The sequence below is a fragment of the Gimesia aquarii genome (genome assembly GCF_007748195.1).
GTDB lineage: Bacteria > Planctomycetota > Planctomycetia > Planctomycetales > Planctomycetaceae > Gimesia > Gimesia aquarii.
On the sequence record NZ_CP037920.1, the window covers coordinates 1713153 to 1735000 of the forward strand.

The 21848-nt window shown below is 45.0% G+C and carries 13 protein-coding genes; 8 read left to right on the top strand and 5 right to left on the bottom strand.

All coding sequences use genetic code 11. From position 1 onward, the window contains the following. Window positions 1–218: 218 nt before the first annotated feature. Window positions 219–1823 carry an ATP-binding protein gene (locus tag V144x_RS07030; RefSeq protein WP_144983405.1) on the top strand — a complete coding sequence of 535 codons (1605 nt, stop codon included), beginning with the start codon at window positions 219–221 and terminating at the stop codon, window positions 1821–1823. A 21-nt stretch (window positions 1824–1844) separates the two neighbouring features. Here V144x_RS07030 and V144x_RS07035 read toward each other — a convergent pair whose 3' ends face one another. After that, the gene (locus tag V144x_RS07035; RefSeq protein WP_144983408.1) at window positions 1845–2159 is read right to left on the bottom strand and encodes a hypothetical protein; all 315 of its coding nucleotides are present in this window, start codon (window positions 2157–2159) and stop codon (window positions 1845–1847) included. A gap of 381 nt (window positions 2160–2540) precedes the next feature. On the opposite strand from V144x_RS07035, the gene V144x_RS07040 reads away from it, so the two are divergent. Next, a complete protein-coding gene (locus tag V144x_RS07040; protein ID WP_197998801.1) occupies window positions 2541–3548 on the top strand; it encodes a lysylphosphatidylglycerol synthase transmembrane domain-containing protein in 1008 nt (335 codons plus the stop codon). Window positions 3549–3654: 106 nt separating this feature from the next. Here the strand turns inward: V144x_RS07040 and V144x_RS07045 are convergent, their stop codons facing one another. Together V144x_RS07045 and V144x_RS07050 are read right to left on the bottom strand one after the other, a co-directional pair. Next, window positions 3655–4539, bottom strand: a complete 885-nt coding sequence (locus V144x_RS07045) for a right-handed parallel beta-helix repeat-containing protein (protein WP_144983414.1) — start codon at window positions 4537–4539, stop codon at window positions 3655–3657. 131 nt (window positions 4540–4670) lie between these two features. Beyond that, on the bottom strand, window positions 4671–5819 hold the full coding sequence (locus V144x_RS07050; protein ID WP_144983416.1) for a citrate synthase: 1149 nt from the start codon (window positions 5817–5819) through the stop codon (window positions 4671–4673). A 1082-nt stretch (window positions 5820–6901) separates the two neighbouring features. Between V144x_RS07050 and V144x_RS07055 the strand changes: the two genes are divergently transcribed. The 5 genes from V144x_RS07055 to V144x_RS07075 all read left to right on the top strand — a co-directional run bounded on the left by V144x_RS07055 (window position 6902) and on the right by V144x_RS07075 (window position 18452). Next, window positions 6902–8674 (top strand): sigma-70 family RNA polymerase sigma factor, encoded by a 1773-nt coding sequence (locus V144x_RS07055; RefSeq protein ID WP_144983419.1) that lies wholly within the window; start codon window positions 6902–6904, stop codon window positions 8672–8674. 294 nt (window positions 8675–8968) lie between these two features. After that, complete coding sequence (locus V144x_RS07060; protein WP_144983422.1) at window positions 8969–9781, top strand: enoyl-ACP reductase FabI; 813 nt, start codon at window positions 8969–8971, stop codon at window positions 9779–9781. A 395-nt stretch (window positions 9782–10176) separates the two neighbouring features. Further along, window positions 10177–10797: a hypothetical protein gene (locus tag V144x_RS07065; protein ID WP_144983425.1), complete on the top strand. Its 621-nt coding sequence runs from the start codon at window positions 10177–10179 to the stop codon at window positions 10795–10797. Between the two features lie 4 nt (window positions 10798–10801). Further along, window positions 10802–12955, top strand: a complete 2154-nt coding sequence (locus tag V144x_RS07070; protein ID WP_144983428.1) for a flotillin family protein — start codon at window positions 10802–10804, stop codon at window positions 12953–12955. A 151-nt stretch (window positions 12956–13106) separates the two neighbouring features. Beyond that, window positions 13107–18452: a DNA repair ATPase gene (locus tag V144x_RS07075; RefSeq protein ID WP_144983431.1), complete on the top strand. Its 5346-nt coding sequence runs from the start codon at window positions 13107–13109 to the stop codon at window positions 18450–18452. Window positions 18453–18480: 28 nt separating this feature from the next. Here V144x_RS07075 and V144x_RS07080 read toward each other — a convergent pair whose 3' ends face one another. After that, on the bottom strand, window positions 18481–19857 hold the full coding sequence (locus V144x_RS07080) for a DUF1501 domain-containing protein (protein WP_144983434.1): 1377 nt from the start codon (window positions 19855–19857) through the stop codon (window positions 18481–18483). A 248-nt stretch (window positions 19858–20105) separates the two neighbouring features. On the opposite strand from V144x_RS07080, the gene V144x_RS07085 reads away from it, so the two are divergent. Next, on the top strand, window positions 20106–20600 hold the full coding sequence (locus V144x_RS07085) for a hypothetical protein (RefSeq protein ID WP_144983437.1): 495 nt from the start codon (window positions 20106–20108) through the stop codon (window positions 20598–20600). Window positions 20601–20688: 88 nt separating this feature from the next. On the opposite strand, the gene V144x_RS07090 is transcribed toward V144x_RS07085, so the two are convergent. Continuing rightward, a complete protein-coding gene (locus V144x_RS07090; RefSeq protein WP_144983440.1) occupies window positions 20689–21789 on the bottom strand; it encodes a DSD1 family PLP-dependent enzyme in 1101 nt (366 codons plus the stop codon). Between the last annotated feature and the right edge of the window lie 59 nt (window positions 21790–21848).

Sequence of the window (21848 nt, forward strand, 5' to 3'; positions counted from 1 at the left end):
AATAAGACCTTATATGAAGATATGTGGATGTTTTGAGTTTTGTCGATGATCCGAAACAATTTGACTCGTGAGTTATATGACCTAAGCTTTTTCGCACCCAACAAGATGTGCATAAGTTTTATATCTTGATCATCTTTGACAAATTTCTTTTGTCAGTTCGATTGATCGGGGTAGCGGGATAACTTATTTCAGGACAATTAACTGAGTGTGAACAGAAAATGTCAGCGAACGCTCCCGATTCTGATGCATTAAAATCCCTTCTCGATCAGAAGGACTCTAAAAAACTAGGCGATATTGCGTCTAACGCAGTCAATACCGAAGAGTTGCTCGCCTCGTTGAGTATGCTTAACCTGACTGCAACAGGTGATTCTGAAGAGAGCACCGATACAGAAGAGTTGATAACAGATCATCAAACTTCTGAAGTGCCGAACGGTGCAACTGCGCCTCCGTTGCAAACGGAATCTTCAGAGCCAATGCATGTCGTCGGTAAAAGTGAACATCTCAGTCAACTGTTCAATCGAGTGCAGTCTCTTTTAACGGGAGATGCTGAAGAGCAGCAGGGAACCTTCGTTCCTAAATCACCGGAATCGATGGAAGAGACCGGGTTGACACTGGATGAAATTGAACGCCTGATTCTCAAATTTTTGCTCGCGAAGGGAACTCGCACGGGGCGGCAAATTTGTCAACAGATCAGACTTCCTTTTGGGATCGTCGATCCAATTCTAAAACGTGCCAAGCAAGACCAGTTGGTGGCCTTTGGTGGCACAGCAGAAATGGGTGATTACGAGTTTACCATTACAGAACTAGGACGCGAACGCGCACGTCGATTTACACAAGAGTGTACTTATTTTGGTTCCGCTCCAGTGAGCTTTAAAGATTATCTGCGGGCGATGGAAGCACAGAGCATTGCAAAACAACAGGCAACAGAAGAAGACTTAAAAGAAGCATTTTCAGATTTAATTATCAACCATAAGATGCTCGACCGTTTGGGACCTGCTGTTAACTCTGGAAGAGGGATGTTTTTGTTTGGTGAAGCCGGCAATGGTAAAACCAGTATTGCAGAACGAATCACAAAAGCATTCGGCTCAACGATCTGGATTCCCCGTTGTATGGGGATTGATGGAGATATCATTCGCATTTTTGATCCCGGTTTGCATGAAGAGGTCACACAAGAGACCGATTCTGAAAGTCTCTTTGATCTCTCAGGCATTGATCAACGTTGGGTACAAATCATACGTCCGACTGTGATAGCCGGTGGCGAATTAACCATGCGTGAACTGGAAGTTACACAAAATCAACAGACAAAAATTTGTGAAGCACCGCTGCAACTGAAAAGTAACTGTGGTACTTTTGTGATTGATGACTTTGGGCGTCAGAGAATGCCCGTCGATGAGTTATTGAATCGCTGGATTGTTCCATTGGAAAAACGTTATGATTTTTTGAATCTTCCCAGTGGTAAAAAGATACAGGTTCCCTTTGATCAGCTCATTATCTTTTCTACGAACCTCGAACCTAAAGATCTTGTGGATGCGGCGTTTTTACGACGTATCCCTTACAAGATTGAAGCTCTCGATCCGTCAGAAGAAGAATTTCGAGCGCTCTTTGAGTTGATGGCACCTTTGATGGGATTTCAATTTGATGAAACCGCATATCAATATCTGGTTGATAAACATTATAAAGCCGTCAATCGTCCGTTTCGTGCCTGTCAACCGCGAGACCTGTTACTCCAGGTGAAAAATTTCTGTGTCTACAAACAGAAGCACAAGAAATTGACTCCTGAAGCATTTGACTTCGCAGTTGAAAATTACTTCTCGGTGATGTGAGCGAATTTGTCAGTATCGCGTTTAAGCTGGCCATTCCGTATCACAAGACTCACATCGAAAACCAACGACTGTTGATGTGCCGGGTATGGGACGGTTTTTTCGGTTGAGCAAACCATCTCGCAGCTCTAAAGGTGCCACTGCAGAGCTACTACAATCAGGGCACTTATGATTCTTGAATATCGTTCGGGCACGATTTATGACCCAATCTTGTTGTTGAGAACGAGGTTTTTTTAGGGAACCTCTTTCAAACGGAAGAATCATGGGGGGGGGAGTTTCCACAGAAGTGGAAGGCTGGGGGTGCGTATCTTCCGGGTAATAAATCTTTAAAATGCTCATCCATGAGCTCCTTGTAATCAGTCCCTTGATAAAATTTCCTGTAATCCAAACGGGAATCTTTAGGGGTAGTCTTCTCTCTTTATGAATCGAACTCATTCAAATCTGATGAACCCGACGAAGAGGAGACGAAGGATAAAGTTCTCTTATTAAGTTGGCAATAGGTTTTAGCAGAAAGGTATGAACATTGTAAAAAATTCATGCTGAAAAAAATTGACGTTGGTAAAATGGTAAGAATTCGTGATCTGGAGATCTTCGTTTGATAGTTGCAGAAGTCCGGTTAATGTATGATTATTTTCTGCAATCAGCTAAAACCATTCTGTCTTACAAATAATTATTAATACGTTAAGTGGTCTCGGGAGTTGTCACATTAATAAATCGAAGTTGATCAAACTGACTGTAGGAGTCATCATTACGGTCGCCTGTCTGGCAGCTGCCGTCTGGGGCATTGATGTTGAGCAAATCAAAGCAAGCTTTCGAGATGCTAACTTCTGGACATTGCCTATTTTACTACTGATACTGTTTGTCTTCTACTGGTTGAAGGCACTACGCTGGGGAATGTTATTGGAACCGATCAAGCCGCTTTCTGCAAAACAAGTCACCCCCGCAATGATGATCGGCTTCATGGGTAACAACATTCTGCCTGCACATCTTGGTGAGTTCTTACGTGTATATGTGCTTAGCAAGCAGTTTCAGATTCCAAAGACAACGGTCTTGTCAACGGTGGTTCTGGAACGATTGTTTGATGTAGTGGCGATTCTTTGTTTTCTTGGTGGAAGTGTTTATTTTGCCCCCAATCTGCCGGATGACTATCGAACTGGCAGCATCGTATTAGCAATGATGACTTTATTGGCGGTCTTTTTTCTTGCCGCCTATCTAATCTGGACTGATATCGTAATAGGATTATTTGGAAAAATCTTCAGCTATCTACGCTTTCTGCCAGCGAAACTAACACATCTCGTTTTGGAAATGATGAAATCGGGCGCACACGGAATGGCGTCAATGAAAAGTAAACGGTTGACTTTCGGGATTATCTGGACTTCGTTTGCACAGTGGACGTTGAACGGGCTGAGTATTCTAGTCGCACTTTGGAGTTTTGATATCCAGGTGACTCCATTGGCGGCGTTTGTCGTTCTAGGAGTAACAGCATTTGGTGTGACGGTTCCTTCCACTCCGGGCTTCTTTGGAGTGGTTCAACTCTGTTTCTGGATCAGCTTGCAGGCATTTGGAGTTTCCAAGGCCGATGCGTTTGCCGCATCAGTCTATTATCAGCTTTCGCAATATATCCCTGTTACGCTCATTGGATTGTATTTTTCAAATCGTGAGGGGCTGAAATTGAGCGAAGCAGAAAAGGAAGCCGAAAAAGAACTAGATGAGCTTGAAGGTATTTAACACACAGAAGCATCTGGATTGAGCTAGTATTGAGTGTGATCCAAGGTTAATTAATACAAACATCAGAGACGATCAAAATCTTGAATGTGATTAAGTTGTGAAATCGCTACTCGGAGACCGAAGCTTTTTTACTGAGTTCTGTTTTCCTGAGGTCAGCGACTGCCTGCTCAGTAATTAATAGATCATAGATGCGATTGTTGATTAACTTTGAGTCGATCACTTTCACCTGCGATGTCCCATTGACGGAAAGTCCACATCTGCCATTTTCTGTGCAGGTTACATTTTCCAAAACGATATTCTTACAGCGATCATGAACGTTGATCCCATCCATCCTGAATTTTTCAAATGTCAAATCAGAGATCTGTAAACCATCAATGTCAATCAGAGACAGGCCAACCGATTTCCCCGCGAGAGTAAATGATTCTGTGGGAGGTAGTTGATTTTTTAGAGCACGATAATAGATGGCACCTCGATGAACGGCCCAGTTTCCAGGAAGAATTTTCTCCAGTTTCACAGCTTGATTCTCAGCAGGACGATATTCAGGAAGTCTTTTTCCATTGTGATAAAGATTAAAAAAACCTTTTCGAAAGGGAGTGACTTTCCATAGTCCGTTTCCTGATTGTCTCCAACCATTGGGGGGGATTTTGATCGCTCCACTAATAATCGCACCATTTCCCAGGATTGTAAATTTCTCTTTTCCCAGTCCACTGAATCTTTTACCAGAGAGGCTTAATGATTCAAAATAGGGAGTCTCATTGTTAGCAAGGATGATTTTGTCTCCCTGTTTGGCATATTGAATCGCACGTGTGATGGTTTTAACGGGGCCGTTCTGCCCATCAACAATCTTTGGCGAAATTCCGTTGAGGGTATTGTTACCAAGACGATTATCGACATAAATCACGCCACAAACTGCTTGCTCTAAATTGCAGAAGAGAACGATCAAACACAACAATCCCAAGATCAACCTGGCGAAGCGAGCAGCATTTCGCATTTTTTGACTCCCTGACGTGATTAAAAGACGTGAGATTGAAATGAACCAATATTTAGTTTGTTGATTTCAGATAGCAGAAAACCCCGGTTTGATACCGGGGTTCAGAATGACTCAACTTGAAGATGCACAATTTATCGTTGACCAACGGGAACATAGGGACGTTCTTCATAGCCGATATAATGGGCATTGGGCCTGATAATTTTGTTTCCATCAAGTTGTTCAAGAACATGGGCACACCAACCAGCTATGCGGCTGGCTGCAAAAATGCAGGTAAATAATTCGCCAGGGATCCCCATATAGTGTTGGAGACTGGCAGAATAGAAATCGACATTACAGTTTCGAGCAATTTCTGCGTAGACCAGTTTTTCCATTTCGATGGACATCTCATACCACTTCGGTTCTCCGGTCTCTTCGCCTAAGCGCCGCGAAAGCTCTTTTAGATGTTTAGCACGTGGGTCTTCTACCTGATAGACCGCATGGCCAAACCCCATAAATTTCCCTTTCTCTGCGCGAACCTTTTTCACATAAGGGGCGATGTTTTCCATCGAACCAATTTCGAAGAGAGTTTTCAGCACTTCTGTATTTGCGCCCCCATGCAGTTTTCCTTTGAGAGCGCCAATAGCGCCTGTGATCGCAGAATAGATATCAGGAAGCGTTGCAATAATCACGCGACTGGTAAACGTACTCGCATTTAATCCATGCTCAGCGTGCAGCGTCAAAATCAGATCCATGGCACGTGTGGCATCCTGGCTCGGCTTTTCTCCATTAAGCATATACATAAAGTTTCCGGCGTGGCACAGGCTCGGATCAGGGGCTACTGGCTCCAGTCCCTTACGTATGCGATGAATGGCTGCCACAATCGTGGGAATTTGTGACACCAACTTGATCGAAATCTCTAACCGCTTTTCAACATCTTCAGACTCAGCATCCTCATCGTAAACACCTGCCAGGGAAGTCATAGACCTGAGAAGTGCCATAGGGGGAGCCGTTGGAGGCAGCTTCTTGAGAGCTTCAATCAGTTCGTCTGGAATCGTGCGATGTTGTTTCAGGCTTTCCTGGTATTTTGCCAGTTCATCAGCAGTAGGAAGTTCTCCTTTTAATAACAGGAAAGAGATTTCTTCAAATGTCGCATTCTCAGCCAAATCGTCGATGTTGTATCCGCGATATAGCAATTTCCCTTCGGTCCCGTTGACTAAACAGATTGAACTGTCGGCCGCATTAATCCCTTTAAGGCCTTTAACAGTTTCGCTTGATGTTTTCTCTACGTCGTCTGCGCTCATTTGAACTGATTCCACTTTCTCAACTAACAGTCAATAAATTTACAGTGCCGCCTGATATGACGAGCCAGAATGCTTATTTGGAAGCACCCTCTGCCGACTTTTATTAAACAAACTATTGAAATTTCGCTGTCTCCCAGTATATCAAGCGTCCCCATAAGTTCAATGTAGCGAATTTGTTTCTATCGTACAGTATCTTGACTGAGGGGGCTCAACATCATTCTCTGAGAATGGACTGTATTTCATAAATGTTCATCTATGGATATAAATCAGGGGATTGACTATTTTCAGGAGAGTGAAAGAATAATAGGACAAGAGTGGGAAGAGGGTTTCTCCTCAACATTTCGCGTGAAGTGTTCTACCTCTTAATATTCCTGCAATTTTATGATTTAGCCAGATTCCGAGGATTCTGTTTCGGTATAACTCTTATAATGGAAAGGAATACGATCACTTTTCGGTAAGTTGTTGACCAGTAATGTGAGTGAGGTTTTTTAGAAAATATTAAAACACCCTGTTATATTTCCGTAGACGTTACAGAAAGTTGTGATAGGATAGAGCGATATGAGCGGGAGGCTTATTAGCTTTTTTCAGGTTCTCGGGAGGAGTAAGGATGCTATGGGAGAGAACCCTCTTGAATAATTTTGTTGGCGAGCCGGATGCTCCAGTTAAGAGCGCGGAAGCGTATTTGAGCATTTTTATTTTTCAAATGCTCTACGCAATGGTCAGCCTATCTTTAATGATCAGGATGAGTTTGAGAACGATCATTTTGCGTATAGAGACAATGGGCGTGCGTTCTGAAATTGTTTCAAAAACCTCCAGAAGATTTTGCTGTTTTTTGCAATTATTTCTTTGCTCTATCGCTATAGGAATTGAGTAGTGATGAGTAGAGTGACTGTAATAAAAATGAGTATCGAAATTTGAAAGACAACTGATAAAAGTAACATTTGGAAAAGGGGATGAGTGAAGTAATCTTGATGTTTGCTGATCATCATTTTCTTTTATTCTCATAAACTAAAACGCCGTGGTTACACACGGACGTGTGGCCATTCGATTTTTGACAATTTACACATTTAAGGGAGTGACCCGTGCACCGTTTCGATGCCAATCTGAATTCACTATTTCAGGAAGCGGAAAAACAAGGTTTTTTAACATTTCAAGAGGTACATACTTTTCTCCCTGATGAAGGGGGCGATCCTGCCCTGATCGAGTATATTGTACTGGGGCTGGAAGAGCGCGGACTTGATCTCATTGATGATCCGAATGCAGACATCGAAGAAGAGGAAATGCCCGCCGTTGAAGAAACAGCAAATGCTGAATCAGACGAGTCGGATGTTACTCCAGGCGCGAATGAAGAGTCTGATGAAGCAGCCGCAATTGTCGAGCCCGAAACATCCCTTTCTTCACGCGATCCGATTCGCATGTATCTCAGCCAGATGGGAAACATCCCTTTGTTGAGTCGTTCACGCGAAATCTTCCTTGCCAAGAAGATCGAGATTACCCGCAAACGGTTCCGGCGTACTGTGCTAGAATCCGATTTTGCGCTCAAAATTGCGATCGACACACTAGAGAAAGTCTATGCTGGTGAACTTCCTTTTGAGAGAACTTTACGGACCTCCGATACGGAAGATGCCACGAAAGACCAGATCATGGGGAGGATGCCATTTAACATCGCCACCCTGAAAGCACTACTCGAGAAAAGCTCTCATGACTTTCAGCTTTTAAGCTCAGGTGAACTTACGAAACCTCAGCAGCGCGAAGTGCAAAAACGTATGACAGTTCGTCGTCAAAAAATGGCAACACTTTGTGAAGAACTCTGTCTGCGTACTCAGCGTCTACAACCGGTACTGAAACGAATCCACCAAATTGCCGGGCGATTACGAGAGGTTCAAGAACAGCTTAATGACTATAAACAATTACGGCATAAATCTACTGATACTCGCCTGCTGGAGCGTGAAATTTCAGAACTGACCAGCATGGTTGTTGAGTCATCTGAAGACTTTCAAACTCGTTCACGCGAAATCAAACGCCGCTTTGATGATTGGACAGAGGCCAAACAGCAGCTTTCAGGTGGAAACTTGCGGCTGGTTGTTTCGATTGCCAAAAAATATCGAAATCGTGGTCTGAGCTTCCTGGATTTGATCCAGGAAGGAAACGCCGGTTTGATGCGTGGTGTTGAAAAATATGAGTATCGTCGAGGCTATAAGTTTTCGACTTATGCCACATGGTGGATTCGTCAGGCGATTACGCGTGCTGTTGCTGACCATGCTCGGACGATTCGAATTCCCGTCCACATGTTCCAGAGTATTTCCACTTTGAAGGCACGAAGCGAACAGATTCGTCAGGAAACGGGACGCGAACCAACGATGGAAGAACTCGCAGATTCCGTCGGTTTAGGAGTTGAAGAGACGGAACGAATCATGAAGACCTGGAAGCATCCTATTAGTCTCGATACTCCTGTAGGAGAAAGCGAAGACAGTAGCTTTGGCGATTTTCTGGAAGATGGTCACGAATCCTCTCCAGCTGATGCCGCTATGCGTGAGATGTTGAAAGACAAAATCGAACATGTGCTCAAGAGTCTCACTTACCGCGAACGCGAAATCATTCGCCTGCGTTATGGTCTGGGTGATGGTTATAGCTACACTCTGGAAGAAACGGGGCGAATTTTCAAAGTGACTCGTGAGCGTATTCGTCAGATCGAGTCAAAAGCCCTGCGAAAACTCCAGCATCAAACCCGAAGTGCCCATCTCAGAGGATTTGTGGATGCGATTTTCCCCAATAAGGAAGATGAGGAGAACGAAGTAGAAGAGGGCGCTGAGTCCGAACAGGAATCACCAACGATGGCTGGTGTTGCTGAATAAACTAGACTCCTCTAACTCATCATTGTTAATACCCAAGGCGGTTTGCTGTTTTCACCAACAACAGGCCGCCTTTGGCTTTTCTATTTTGAACAATTCGAATATTTTATAAGCTATATCGCGTCCAATTGAACCATAGCGGCTTCAAAGCGATGATACGAGGTACAAACAGTCTTGGAGACGCTACAATAAACCTGGATACAGGCTAATGAACGCTATCCCGATTTACTGAAGCAGATTGAATTTTTGAATGATTCAATCTTTTAAGAATTTATTATCTTTACGGAGTATGAGAGAATGGGTCTTTTTGAAGGCAAAAAAGGTTTGGTTTTTGGAATCGCCAATGACCACTCAATTGCATGGGCCATTACGGAGAAGCTTTACGACGAAGGAGCTGAGATGGCTTTCACTCACCTTCCTGATAAAGATCCCGAGCGTCCGCGCATGGAACGGCGTTTGAGAAAACTCGTTGAACCCAGGGGGGCCAAGATCATGATCCCCTGTGATGTCACCAAGGATGAAGACATCGATAAAGTATTCGAAATCGTAAAAGAAGAATACGGGGAGATCGATTTCTTACTGCATTCGATCGCGTATGCACCGATGGACGATCTCAAAGGGCCTGTTGCCAACGTGAGTCGAGATGGATTCAAGCTTTCCATGGAAATCAGTGTCTATAGTCTCATTGCAATCGCGAATCGTGCGCAACACATTCTCAAGCCTGGTGGGAGTTTACTGACACTCAGCTACCTGGGGGGAGAAAAAGTGATCCCCGGTTATAACATTATGGGTGTCTGTAAGTCCGCACTTGAAAATTCCATCAAATATCTGGCCAATGAGTTAGGTCCGCAGGGCATTCGCGTCAACAGCTTAAGTGCCGGCCCACTTAAGACACTTAGTTCATCAGCCGTTGGTGAATTCGACATGATGATGAAGCTTTATCAGACCATGTCGCCACTTCGCAAGAACATCATCCCTGAAGATGTTGGTAAATCAGGAATGTATTTGTTAAGTGACCTCTCGAGTGGTGTTACCGGGGAAAATCATCACGTCGATTCGGGGTACCATGTCATGGGGGCTCCTCCGATCGAATTACAACAACAGGGATAATCTATTCCAGTGATCAGTAAAATCATCTCATGCCATCTGTTGAGCATAACCGCTACAACAGGTGGCTTTTTTTCTGTTCAGAAAGCATGAAGCAATCGTTAAGGCGAAACAAAATCTTGAGTTGATTTGGTTTCATCCGGAAATTTTGTGTGTTTTATGTCCACGATTTCATTAAATTGTACGTTCCCCATACAATTCCCTTTTTGCTAACGATTACGATATCAAGAAAAAAACTGCTGGATTCCCAGGTTTTCGTGATCCAAACAGACTAAATTACGTTCTTTAAGCAATGAGGCGTATTTTACGTCTCATACTTACATAACCGTACTCGTTGGAATCTATTCACATCGAGGTCGTAGAATTATTTCACATCTCCTTACTGTCCGAGGAATGTCGTGAGTGAATTGATACAAGCCTCAATGAATTGGCCCACTCTGCCGGCAACGGTTCTATTAGGGTTATGTCTTTTGTACTGGCTGAGTGTCATTCTAGGATTTATGGACTTTGATTTTCTGGACTTCGATCTGGATGTTGAAATCGGTACGGAAGGGGCATCTGTTCTTGATTTCGGTTTTATCGGAATCCGATTTCTGAACATTGGCGAAGTACCAGTCATGCTATGGCTAAGTATTTTTTCACTTAGTATGTGGATGCTCTCAATCAACTTCGACTCCGATGTAAAGATCCAGGATTTTATGGATTATTTGCCACTGGCATTACGAAACATAGGGATCAGCCTTGTGGTGACAAAATTGATCACTCAACCTCTTAGAGGATATTTTAAATTCACACCTCCTAATGAAGTCGAGACTTTGTTAGGAAAGACCTGTCATGTCACCAGTAGCACGGTATCCGAACAGTTCGGGCAGGGGGAAATGGAAGCGGAAGGGGCTCCTTTAAAATTGCATATTCGTTCTGAAGATAAAACAATTCACAAAGGAGATCTGGTCCGTTTAACAGATTATAACTCGGAGAAACAGTTTTTTTACGTCGTAAAAGTTAACCAGGAGTCATAATATTATGTCCATGCCGGCATTACATCTTTCCGCTAGCTACCTTCTAGCAGCTGAGATCTTTGGATACTCAGCCTCTGTTGTTGTAGGCTCTATTATCATTATGTGTATTGGGATGGCGGTAGCTGCTACCCGATTTTACCGAAAAGTCGGCCCCGAAGAAGCTCTGGTACGAACTGGTGTGGGAAAATTGCAGGTTGCTACCGGATCAGGGATATTCGTGATTCCGGTTTTGCATCGTGGAGATCAGATGGACTTGTCGGTTAAGCGAATTGAAATTGCCCGAAAAGGAGAAGCTGGTCTGATCTGTCGAGACAATATCCGGGCAGATATTGAAGTGGCCTTTTTCGTGCGTGTGAATAATACCGTTTCTGACATCTGTAATGTGGCTCAGTCACTGGGATGTCGTAGGGCCTCAAGTCGTGAAGCATTGGTTGAGCTATTTGATGCGAAATTTTCAGAAGCATTGAAGACCGTTGGTAAGCATTTCGATTTTGTTGAACTGTATAACGAACGTGATAAATTCAAGGAAGAGATTCTCAAAATTATCGGTACCGATTTGAATGGCTATGTGCTGGATGACTGTGCGATTGACTATCTGGAACAAACCCCAGTTGAAAAATTGAGCCCTACCAACATCCTTGATGCGGAAGGGATCAAAAAGATTACAGATCTAACAGCTCGCGAGCATGTATTATCAAATAATATTACACGCGAAAAAGAAAAAACGATTAAGAAGCAAGACGTGGAAGCACAGGAAACGATTTTGGAATTGGAACGCCAGCGTGTTGAAGCTGTTGAGAAACAACAACGAGAAATTGCAGCATTAACTGCCCGTGAACAGGCAGAGGCAGAGCGAGTCCAGCACGAAGAACGCCTCAAAGCGGAATCGGCGCGCATTCGCACCGACGAAGAACTGGCGATTGCCGAAGAAAATAAATTACGACAGGTGATTGTTGCTGAAAAGAGTAAGGACAGAACACACGCTGTCGAAACAGAGCGGGTTGAAAAAGATCGTTTACTGGAAGTCACCGAACGTGAACGCGTTGTTGGTTTAGCTGATATCGACAAAGAAAAAGCAATCGAAGTCGAAAAACGCAATATCCAGGAAGTGATTCGCGAGCGTGTGATTGTGGAACGTGCCGTAGTCGAAGAACAGGAACGGATTAAAGATACCGAAGAGTTCGCTGGTGCAGACCGTCTCAAGCAGGTTACCGTGACAAAAGCGGAAATGGAAGCCGAAGAGAATTTAGTCAAGGAAGTCAAAGCAGCCGAAGCACAGAAAACATCTTCAGAACTGTTGGCGGAAAAAGTTGTCATTGAAGCGGAAGCAGAGAAAACGGCGACAGAGAAGAAATCTGATGCCATCAAAGTTATGGCGGAAGCCAAGACGGCAGACGGTGCTGCCATTGGTCTGGCCGATGCTCAGGTGATGATTGCCAAGGCCTCTGCCACCGAGAAGACAGGCCAGGCTGAAGCGAACGTCGAGATTGCCAAAGCAGAGGCGACTGAAAAGACTGGTGAAGCGGAAGCCAATGTCATGATTGCCAAAGCGGAAGGGACCGAGAAGTCCGGAACTGCGGAAGCGAACGTGATGAAATTGAAATTCAGCTCTGAGGCAAATGGAATCGTAGAAAAAGCTAAGGCAATGAAACTCTTTGATGGAGTAGGCCGCGAACACGAAGAGTTCAAAATCCAAATTAATAAAGATAAGGATATCGAACTGGCTGCCATTGATGCGCAAAAGGATATTGCAGAAGCACAGGCTGGTATTGTTGGGGAGGCCTTGAAGTCGGCTCGCATTGATATCGTTGGCGGAGAAACGACCTTCTTCGACAAAATTGTGGATTCCATCAAGAGCGGAAAAGCCGTCGATCGCTTCGTGCATAACAGCGAAACAATGACCGACATCAAGAATACGTTCTTTAATGGCAATCCGGATTATTTTGAAGATCAACTTCAAACCTTCATTTCCCGTTTTGGAATGTCCTTTGAAGATGTGAAGAATCTTTCCGTGGCGGCTCTGATTTCTCAGTTAATAGTGCAAACAGACAGCGATGAGGATAAATCAGTCCTGAATCGACTGTTGGCAACCGTGAAAAACCTGGGGATTTCAGAACAAAAAGTGTCATCCTTTATAAAAGCAAAACCCAAAAAGTAGAAAGGTAAACCTCAACACTTTCGACTTTTGAAAGAGTTTGAAACGGCTTTCCTCACTTGATAATCATGTCACGTGAGGAGAGCCAATCGATTTCGAATTCATTCACTCTTGCGAAAACAAACAGAAACAGGATGCCCCGGGAACTACGTCAATGGCCGATTTGGAAAATGATTCTCAAGATGCCGCAGCAGACAACGCAGATGCGATTGCCCTGGAGAGCAGTACATACGAAATTATCCAAAATCGTTTGCAGAGTCACGGCAAAGAACTTCAGTCACGGCTGGGGAATCTCAATGAGCTGCGAAAAGAGGTCTTTGGCTCGATTGAAACGCAACTGCTGGGCAGTGAGCGAATCACCACAGAGCATAACTGTGTCCCGCGCGATATGTTGGCCGTTGGTAACCGTTTCTTGTTTGGTTACAACGTGCACTTTGGTTTGAAAGCGGAAACTCATCTGAGTGATGTCTTTTCGGTCTACGAATTTAAAGACGATACCTATCACCCTTTATCGCTGGATTTAATCCAGAATCCAGAGTTTGAAAAAGATTTCAAAGACATTTACCGCTATTACAAAAATGCTACCTTTGCAAAGTTTTTTGTAAAAGGTCCTTTTTTGTATATGCTGTTTCGTGTTGGTGAAGGGCCGAAAGATTTTAAATCGTTTAAATGGGCCATTCAAAAAGATCAACTGGTTTACGTTGACAACCGCAGTGACCATGAAGTTCAGTATCCACCGCAGCAGGAATTTCAATGGACGCGTACGCATCGCGACCTGCATTATTCGGGAGTGCATCCACATATTTCCATCGATGATCGGCTCTTTGTCGAAACGATCGGCGGCGATTTAACCATCAAGATAGAGAACAACACCGAAACCGGTGAAGGAATCTATTCGGAACCCGTGGATGATCCTGATCAGACACTCGATGATGCCGAGATTTTCTATGCACTCATTGGTTCACTGATCCTGCTCAAGGTTCGACCTTACCAGGAGTCTGAATACCGTTACTTTGTTTATAACGAAAAATTGCAGAATGCACGACGGCTGGATTCGATTAAAGACGCTTGCATTCTGCTTCCCGATGATCATGGTCTGGTTTTCTCGAATGGTTACTATTTACAAAGTGGAGAATCAAAGACCTTTGAGACTGAGCTAAAAGAGATGCTCTATCAGGGGCGAATTTCTTCCCCCAACGGAGAAGATTATCTCTATATCTTTTACCAGCCTGATCAGGGAGCCTATGTTTTATTGCAGTATAATGTGATCGAACAGAAGCTGGATACACCGCTTCGATGTCACGGATTCACTCTGTTTGAAGGGGGGGAGTTAATTTGTTTTTCCGGGCAGGACGAGCCTCAGAAACATCATACGATTCAGCTCTGGAAAACCCCTTACATTAGCGAAACATTTCAGGTTCCGCACAAAACAGACTCTTATCTCAATAAAATCGGTAACAAAGACATCGTACGCGGCATGGCGGAATGTCATGAAATTCTGGGGTTAATCAATCGTAAAGAGGCTTATGAAAATCTTTATGTAGATCTCGTTAAACATACGAGTGATGTCCTCGATTCCTATTTCTGGATCAATCACAAAGAGACATGCGAGCTCGGAGAGGTTGTTCTTGAAATCAAAAGAGCAGCTGAAGCGGCAGTCACTGAATTTGAAAAAGTATTACAGCTACAACAAAGCACAAAAAAGAGAACTGCCGAAGTCGAGACACATACCGGAAAAATATTAACAGAAATCAATCATCGTCGTTTCGACAAAATTGATGACTTTGTGTTGAGTCTTGCCAACTTAAGAGGTTTGCGGGGAGATATCATTTCGCTGCGCGATTTACGTTATGTTGATCTCAAGCTCGTTGATCAACTGGAAAAAAAAGTCAGTGAACGATCTGAGAAACTAGCCACGCGCTGTGTTTCATTTCTCTTGCGAGACGATGCACTCAAGCCTTACACCGATCGAATTTCAGCAGCGACGGCTCAAATTGAAACGGTCGAGAAAGTAGCCGATGCGCGAAAAGTCGAAAAAGAAATAGAGACCAGTTCTAGCGAATTGGAGATGCTGATTGATATTGTCAGCAACCTGAAAGTCGAAGACACGACTCAACGTACTGCCATTATTGATAACATCTCGACGAATTTCTCTCGTATTAATCAATCGCGGGCTGCCCTGAAACGCCGTATCAAAGATTTGATGTCCGTCGAAGGGGTGGCAGAATTCAATGCACAGATCAAACTCCTGAATCAAGGAGTTGTGAATTATCTGGATGTTTGTGATTCACCTGAAAAATGTGATGACTTTCTCACGAAACTGATGATTCAAGTTGAGGAACTCGAAGGGCGATTTGCAGAATTTGATGAATTCGTCGAACAGTTGACAGAAAAGCGGGAAGAGATCTACTCTGCTTTTGAATCGCGCAAGCTGGCGATTGTGGAGAGCCAGAACAAACGGGCCAATACTCTTGCGAAATCAGCTGATCGAATTTTAACGGGCATTCGCAGCCGTGCAGAACAGTTGAAGTCGATCAATGAGATCAATGGTTACTTTGCTTCGGACCTGATGATCGACAAGGTGAGAGACATTGTTCGCCAGTTGGGTGAATTGAACGATACTGTCAAAGTAGATGACATACAGAGTCGTCTAAAAAGTATCCGTGAAGATACCGTAAGGCAGTTGAAAGATAAGCAGGAATTGTTTGTCGATGGCGAGAACATCATCAAACTTGGCAACCGCAAATTTACTGTTAATCGTCAGCCACTTGATTTAACCACTGTCTTTCGTGATGATGCGCTGCAATTGCATTTGACGGGAACCAATTTCTTTGAAGTCATCGAAGATGAGCGTTTATTGGCCACAAAAGAAGTTTGGAATCAGGAGGTCGTTTCCGAAAATAAAGACGTTTATCGTTCTGAATATCTGACGTACTGTCTCTTGAATTCATTGGAAACGGATCCAGATCAATCTGTAGAGTCGCTGGCTAAATTGACCGATGAAGAGCTCCTGGCATTCATTCAAAAATTCATGGGCCCCCGTTATAGCGAGGGGTATGTCAAAGGTGTTCACGATCAGGATGCACTGCTTCTGTTAAAGTCAATATTGCATATCAAGCCGGCACTGGGGCTGTTACATTATCAATCGAGCGCGCGGGCGCTGGCAGCCTTGTACTGGAATTATTTCTGTGATGAGGATACCAAAACGATCTTTACAAGCAAGCTTTCCGGGTTTGGAAAGATCATGCAGGTCTTCCCTCAAACAGGACAGCAGCAGTATTATATCAATGAATTGCAGCAGCAACTAACGCAATGCATTCAGCAAATTTCCGGTTTTGAGGATGCATTGAGTCCGGAGGCGGCCGAATATCTGTTTCATGAGTTAGTCGGTGGTAATTCCTTTGTCATCAGTAAGCGTGCTGCAGACCTCTATCATGACTTCGAAAAGTATTTGAAACACAATAACGCGCTGGAGCGATTCGAAGAAAGTTTGGCAGCGACCAGCGAAAATCCAGCGAATTGGTTTTTGTTGGCCAGGGACTGGGTTCAGGCATTTCTGGATCATCAGGACGATACCGAAGATCATGATTACCGTGATGAAATGGCACTTCTCTTGCTCGAAGGAAAGCTGGACCGTGGTCGTTTAATTGATGCCCAGGTCATTGACCAGATTGAAGGCCTATCGGGTTCGCATGCATGTATTCAAAGTGGTGAATATCATTTGCACTTCAATCGTTTTATGAAACGGTTGTCCGAATTTCAGTCTGTGAATGTTCCCCGGTTTGAATCCTTTGTTGCGTTGAAGAAAGAACTGGTTGATACAACCCGCGAAACAATGCGGCTAGATGAATTTCAACCTCGTGTTCTCACTTCTTTTGTCAGAAACCGTTTGCTGGACGAAGTTTATCTACCAATGATTGGTGACAACCTCGCCAAGCAGATGGGAGAGGCCGGCGAACAGAAGCGAACCGACCTGATGGGACTATTGATGCTGGTTTCTCCGCCCGGATACGGGAAAACCACGTTGATGGAATACATCGCCAATCGGTTGGGTATCATTTTTATGAAAATCAACGGGCCTGCTCTAGGGCATGAAGTCACTTCGCTCGACCCCGCTTCTGCACCGAATGCGGGTGCCCGTGAAGAAGTTAAAAAGTTAAACCTCGCGCTGGAGATGGGTGACAATGTGATGATTTATCTGGATGACATTCAGCACTGTCATCCTGAATTTCTTCAGAAGTTCATATCACTCTGTGATGCCCAGCGCAAGATCGAAGGAGTCTACAAAGGCGAAACCAGAACCTATGACTTACGCGGTCGAAAAGTGGCTGTCGTGATGGCGGGCAATCCCTATACGGAAAGCGGCGAGAAATTCCAGATTCCCGACATGCTTTCTAACCGGGCCGATATTTATAACCTGGGTGAAGTGATTGGCGAGCACGCCGATGCGTTTGAGATGAGCTATCTGGAAAACAGTATCACTTCCAACCCTGTTCTGAATCCACTCTCGTCGCGCAGCCAGAAAGATATCTACACGATCATTCAGATGGCACAGAATGGCACAGGAGAACGGGGCGACCTGGAAGGAAACTATTCCGTTGAGGAACTCAACGAGATGGTTTCCACCATGAAAAAACTGATTCGAGTTCGCGATGTGATCTTGAAGGTGAACCGTCAATATATCCAGTCGGCGGCTCAATCCGATGACTATCGCATCGAACCTGCTTTCAAATTGCAGGGATCGTATCGCAATATGAACCGTATCGCCGAAAAAGTCTATGCGGTGATGAACGACAAGGAACTTGAGACACTCATTGTTTCCAACTATGAGAACGACGTTCAGACTTTGACTTCAGATACAGAGGCCAACTTGTTGAAGTTTAAAGAACTGATGGAGATTCTCACCGAAGAGGAGCAAAAACGCTGGAGAGAGATTAAAAAATCATTCCGCAAAAATCAGCAACTCAAAAGTGTCGGCGGGGAAGAAGATCGGCTGTCGCAGGCGATTTTACAACTCAGCAATGTCAGTGAGGGCTTAAACGAGATCCGCGAAACGATGGACACCGGAATCAATCAACTGACACAAGAGAAAGAGACCAACCTCGATCAATACGCGAGTGCTTTTATTGAACGGTTTCAACATCTTGCTGAAGGACTGGAAGCCATTCAGGTCGCACTGAGTTCTGGTACAAAGGATGTGGCAACGCTCTTTGAGCAATCGGTTCAATCACAATTGGAACAAACTAAAGCTGCTCCGGCAGTTCCTGATTCAAACCAGCCCGCGACTGGCGAGATCCCCGATAAAATCACAGTCGTCAATAAAATCCCGCGTTCGTTACTTAATGTGCTGGAAACGCAGTTTGATCTGATGCAAGGTTGGATGCAACCGCTGTTATCAACCTCGCATGCCCATCAGGCAGAGGTTCAGGAACTGCGGGAATTAATCACTCGTTGTCTCAAAGATTACAACGCACTCATCAAACGCGTGGATGACAACTAGTCAATAGTTCCGATTCTATTGAGAGTCATTACGCCAGTTCGTGCAATGGCTCTCCGTAGGGTAGCGTGATAATCGGACGTCCCGAATGGTCGAGGTAATGCTTTTGTGTATCGATCCCCAAGTGTTGATAAATCGTGGCCAGCACATCTTGTGGTGTCTTGGGATTATCCTTAGGGAATGCCCCTTTGGCGTCCGATGAACCAACCACTCGACCCCCTTTGACGGGTCCTCCTGCGATAGCAGCGCTGAAGACATTAGGGTAATGATCGCGGCCCGCATTTTTATTTACACGCGGCGTTCGACCAAATTCACCCCAGGCCACGACAAGTGTAGTTTCTAAAAGGCCCCGCTGGTCCAGGTCTTCAAGCAAGGCGGAGTAACACTGGTCCCAGCGAGGTAGAAAACCGTTACGCATGGAGTCGAAGCCTTTCACATGTGTGTCCCACCAGCGACAGTCGACTGTGACCAGTCGCACTCCTGCTTCGACCAGACGACGACCAAGTAACATGCGCTGCGAAAAGGCACTCGCGCTACAGCGAGTCGGATCCATAGGATTGTAACGCGGAATAAATCCATAGCGTTCGCGCGTGCTGCTGCGTTCTGAATCGAGATCAAACGCTTTACGGGCTTTGTCCGAACTGAGAATGCCAAACGCCTGTTGTTGGAATTTGCTGATCGCATCCAGTTGTCCGGAGTGATCGATATCAGTTCGCAGCTGATCGAACCCTTTCAGTAAATCTTTACGCTGACTAAAACGATCGCCGTTGATGCCTTCCACAAGCGAAAAATTTTGTAACGTAAAAGGACCATCGTTGGCGGGGTCCGCCAATGTTTCGAAAGGCTTGTGAGCCACTCCAAGGTAGGCAGAATCGGTGCCTGGTACATTTCGCGGGATCATAACATATGGAGGTAGTTCAGGTGTCAGGTGTCCCAACTGTTCTGAAACGATGGAGCCACAACTGGGGTGAACATTAACAGCCGGGTTCGTGCCGGGCGGGTGTCCGGTAAACAGAATCTGATCACCGGCAGAGTGTCCTGCGTTGGTATGATACAGGCTGCGAATGATGGACCATTTCTCCATGATCCTGGCACAGCGCGGCATTAAGTCGACAATTTCAATACCAGGAACGGAGGTCTTGATCGCACCAAATTCGCCGCGGAATTCCGCGGGTGCATTGGGCTTTGGATCCCAGGTTTCATGTTGAGAAGGACCGCCGCGCATCCAGAGAATGATCACCGAGTTCTCTTTTTTCGCAGCAGCGCCTGCGTAGGCTTCATGTTGCAGAAGCTCTGAAAGTGTGAGTCCGGTCAGCCCCAGGCCGCCTGCTTTCAAAAAACCACGACGGTTCAAGCGAAGCTCTCGTTGAAATTCAGCACAGCCAGCATGTGATATGAATTGAGCCATTCTTTCTCCAGTCGCACAGAAGAAACCATATATCAATCAATGTTTATGTTATCGGAAAGCATGCTTATAACCAAGCTAACATTGTTGATATTTGAGTTTTGCTCCGAAGCAGGAAGGAGAAGAAAATATTTAAAACACGGTACAAAATTATATGAATTCGGTTGACGAGAATTGATAGAAGGTGTATTTATATTCTCTGTAAACATATGTGACTTTTGTGTCAGTATAATTATTTAATGGAGCAGTCAATGTCAGACTCACAAGCGATAGGTTTTTTGGGAGGTTTTCTGTGTGCAATCGTCATAATTCTTCCCATTGCGTTACTCATAGGGGCTGTGATACTTCGGGCCGCCATTAGTATGTTTAATAAACTAGCAGGCAAGGGGAGTGGTGAAGAGGGGCAGGATTTAGTTCCAGAACCTTCAATGTTAAAGGCTATGGGCATTTTATTAATCACGGGTGTCGCCAATGCGATCATTGGGGCAATCCTGGGAGCGATAGGAGCTGCAACAGGTCTAATTCAAGCAGGAGAAGGTGGCGCAAAAGCCGGATTTGACCTTACACTGAATCTGATCTCTCTTCCGTTTACCTTTCTGGTCTCTTCAGCACTTTTGGCCGCACTCTTACCAACGACCTTCAAACGCGGTATGGGAGTCGCTCTTTGCCAGTATATTGTTACTATTTTGGTTGGCCTGGCTATTGGTTTAATTGCAGTGATAATAGGCTTAGCATTTGCGGTATGAGAATACGAGTTCTCAAACTGATCGTTTCTCTTTGAAGCGACAGTATGAGTCCAGGTTCATGCTTCGCGTTGCAATCAGTGAGCCGTGGCTACTGAATCTTCCCGCGACCTTGAATTGGCCAGACAACTTCCAGGCGGTCGTTACGAAAGCCATAAAAGTTCTCGTGCAGAATAGATGTGAAGTCGGTATAACCAGGAATGAGTTCGATTTTGTCGCCGATCTTGAGGTCCTGTGATGCGGGACCCAAGTCGACGGCGCAGTGTTCCGCGCTGAGAGAGGTGACTTTGGCGTCAGGCCAGGCTTTGACCAGCGGAAGCTGAAAATCGGGGTGCATTGTTTTACGGCCGGAGTCGAGTACCATGCGTCCTTTTTCGGGACGGCTGACAACGGTTGCCAGCACGCTCAACGAATAATCGTAGCCGGTCAGATTGCACTTGTTGACATACATCGGATCGGCAAAGATACCACCGCCCGCCTGAAGTTCTGTGATCCCTTCACAGTCGGATGTAATTTGAAACGAACCTGTGCCGCCTGCACTCACGATTTCACATGGGATGCCTTTCGCTTCAATGGCGTCTTTACAACCGACGAGTGTTCGCATCGCTTCTTCGATCTTTTCTTTCTTTTCTTCCTGATCTTGAACTTGAAGCAGATGCCCTTCATAGCCCATGATTCCCGCCAGTTCGACTCCATCAAGTTTGTCGATGGCCATCGCGAGATCAACGGTATCCTGTCCCGGGCGTGAGCCGACACGATTCAGACCGATATTCACTTCGGGCATCATACGACAAGTGACGCCAGCCGCATCGCACATCATGGCCAGAGGTTCAATCTGGGCATAATGATCGCAGGCGATGATTGGGTTGGCGTGTCGGCATAACGAAACCACACGTTCCCATTTGGTTTTACCCACAATCATGTTAGCGATCAGGATGTCTTTGACTCCGGCAGCCGCCATCACTTCGGCTTCGGAGACCTTGGCACAGGTGACACCGATGGCACCCGCCTCTATCTGAGCCAGTGCAATGGCAGGCGTTTTATGGCACTTTTCATGAGGCCGCCAAGTCTTCCCGCGGCTGAGAATGTGTTCCGACATCTTTTGAATATTCGATTGCATCAGATCCAGGTCGATGCACAGAACCGGTGTGTCGAGATCAAACTTATTTGAGCCAATCAGGGACTGAGACATAAAATTTCCTAATATCCAAAATATCAATGAACGCAGCAAAGTTTATTAACGAGATAGTA

Excerpts from the sequence above, each read along its gene's own strand:
- V144x_RS07030 (WP_144983405.1), top strand. The coding sequence starts at position 219 with ATGTCAGCGAACGCTCCCGATTCTGATGCATTAAAATCCCTTCTCGAT.
- V144x_RS07035 (WP_144983408.1), bottom strand. The coding sequence starts at position 2,159 with ATGAGCATTTTAAAGATTTATTACCCGGAAGATACGCACCCCCAGCCT.
- V144x_RS07045 (WP_144983414.1), bottom strand. The coding sequence starts at position 4,539 with ATGCGAAATGCTGCTCGCTTCGCCAGGTTGATCTTGGGATTGTTGTGT.
- V144x_RS07050 (WP_144983416.1), bottom strand. The coding sequence starts at position 5,819 with ATGAGCGCAGACGACGTAGAGAAAACATCAAGCGAAACTGTTAAAGGC.
- V144x_RS07060 (WP_144983422.1), top strand. The coding sequence starts at position 8,969 with ATGGGTCTTTTTGAAGGCAAAAAAGGTTTGGTTTTTGGAATCGCCAAT.
- V144x_RS07070 (WP_144983428.1), top strand. The coding sequence starts at position 10,802 with ATGTCCATGCCGGCATTACATCTTTCCGCTAGCTACCTTCTAGCAGCT.
- V144x_RS07075 (WP_144983431.1), top strand. The coding sequence starts at position 13,107 with ATGGCCGATTTGGAAAATGATTCTCAAGATGCCGCAGCAGACAACGCA.
- V144x_RS07080 (WP_144983434.1), bottom strand. The coding sequence starts at position 19,857 with ATGGCTCAATTCATATCACATGCTGGCTGTGCTGAATTTCAACGAGAG.
- V144x_RS07085 (WP_144983437.1), top strand. The coding sequence starts at position 20,106 with ATGTCAGACTCACAAGCGATAGGTTTTTTGGGAGGTTTTCTGTGTGCA.
- V144x_RS07090 (WP_144983440.1), bottom strand. The coding sequence starts at position 21,789 with ATGTCTCAGTCCCTGATTGGCTCAAATAAGTTTGATCTCGACACACCG.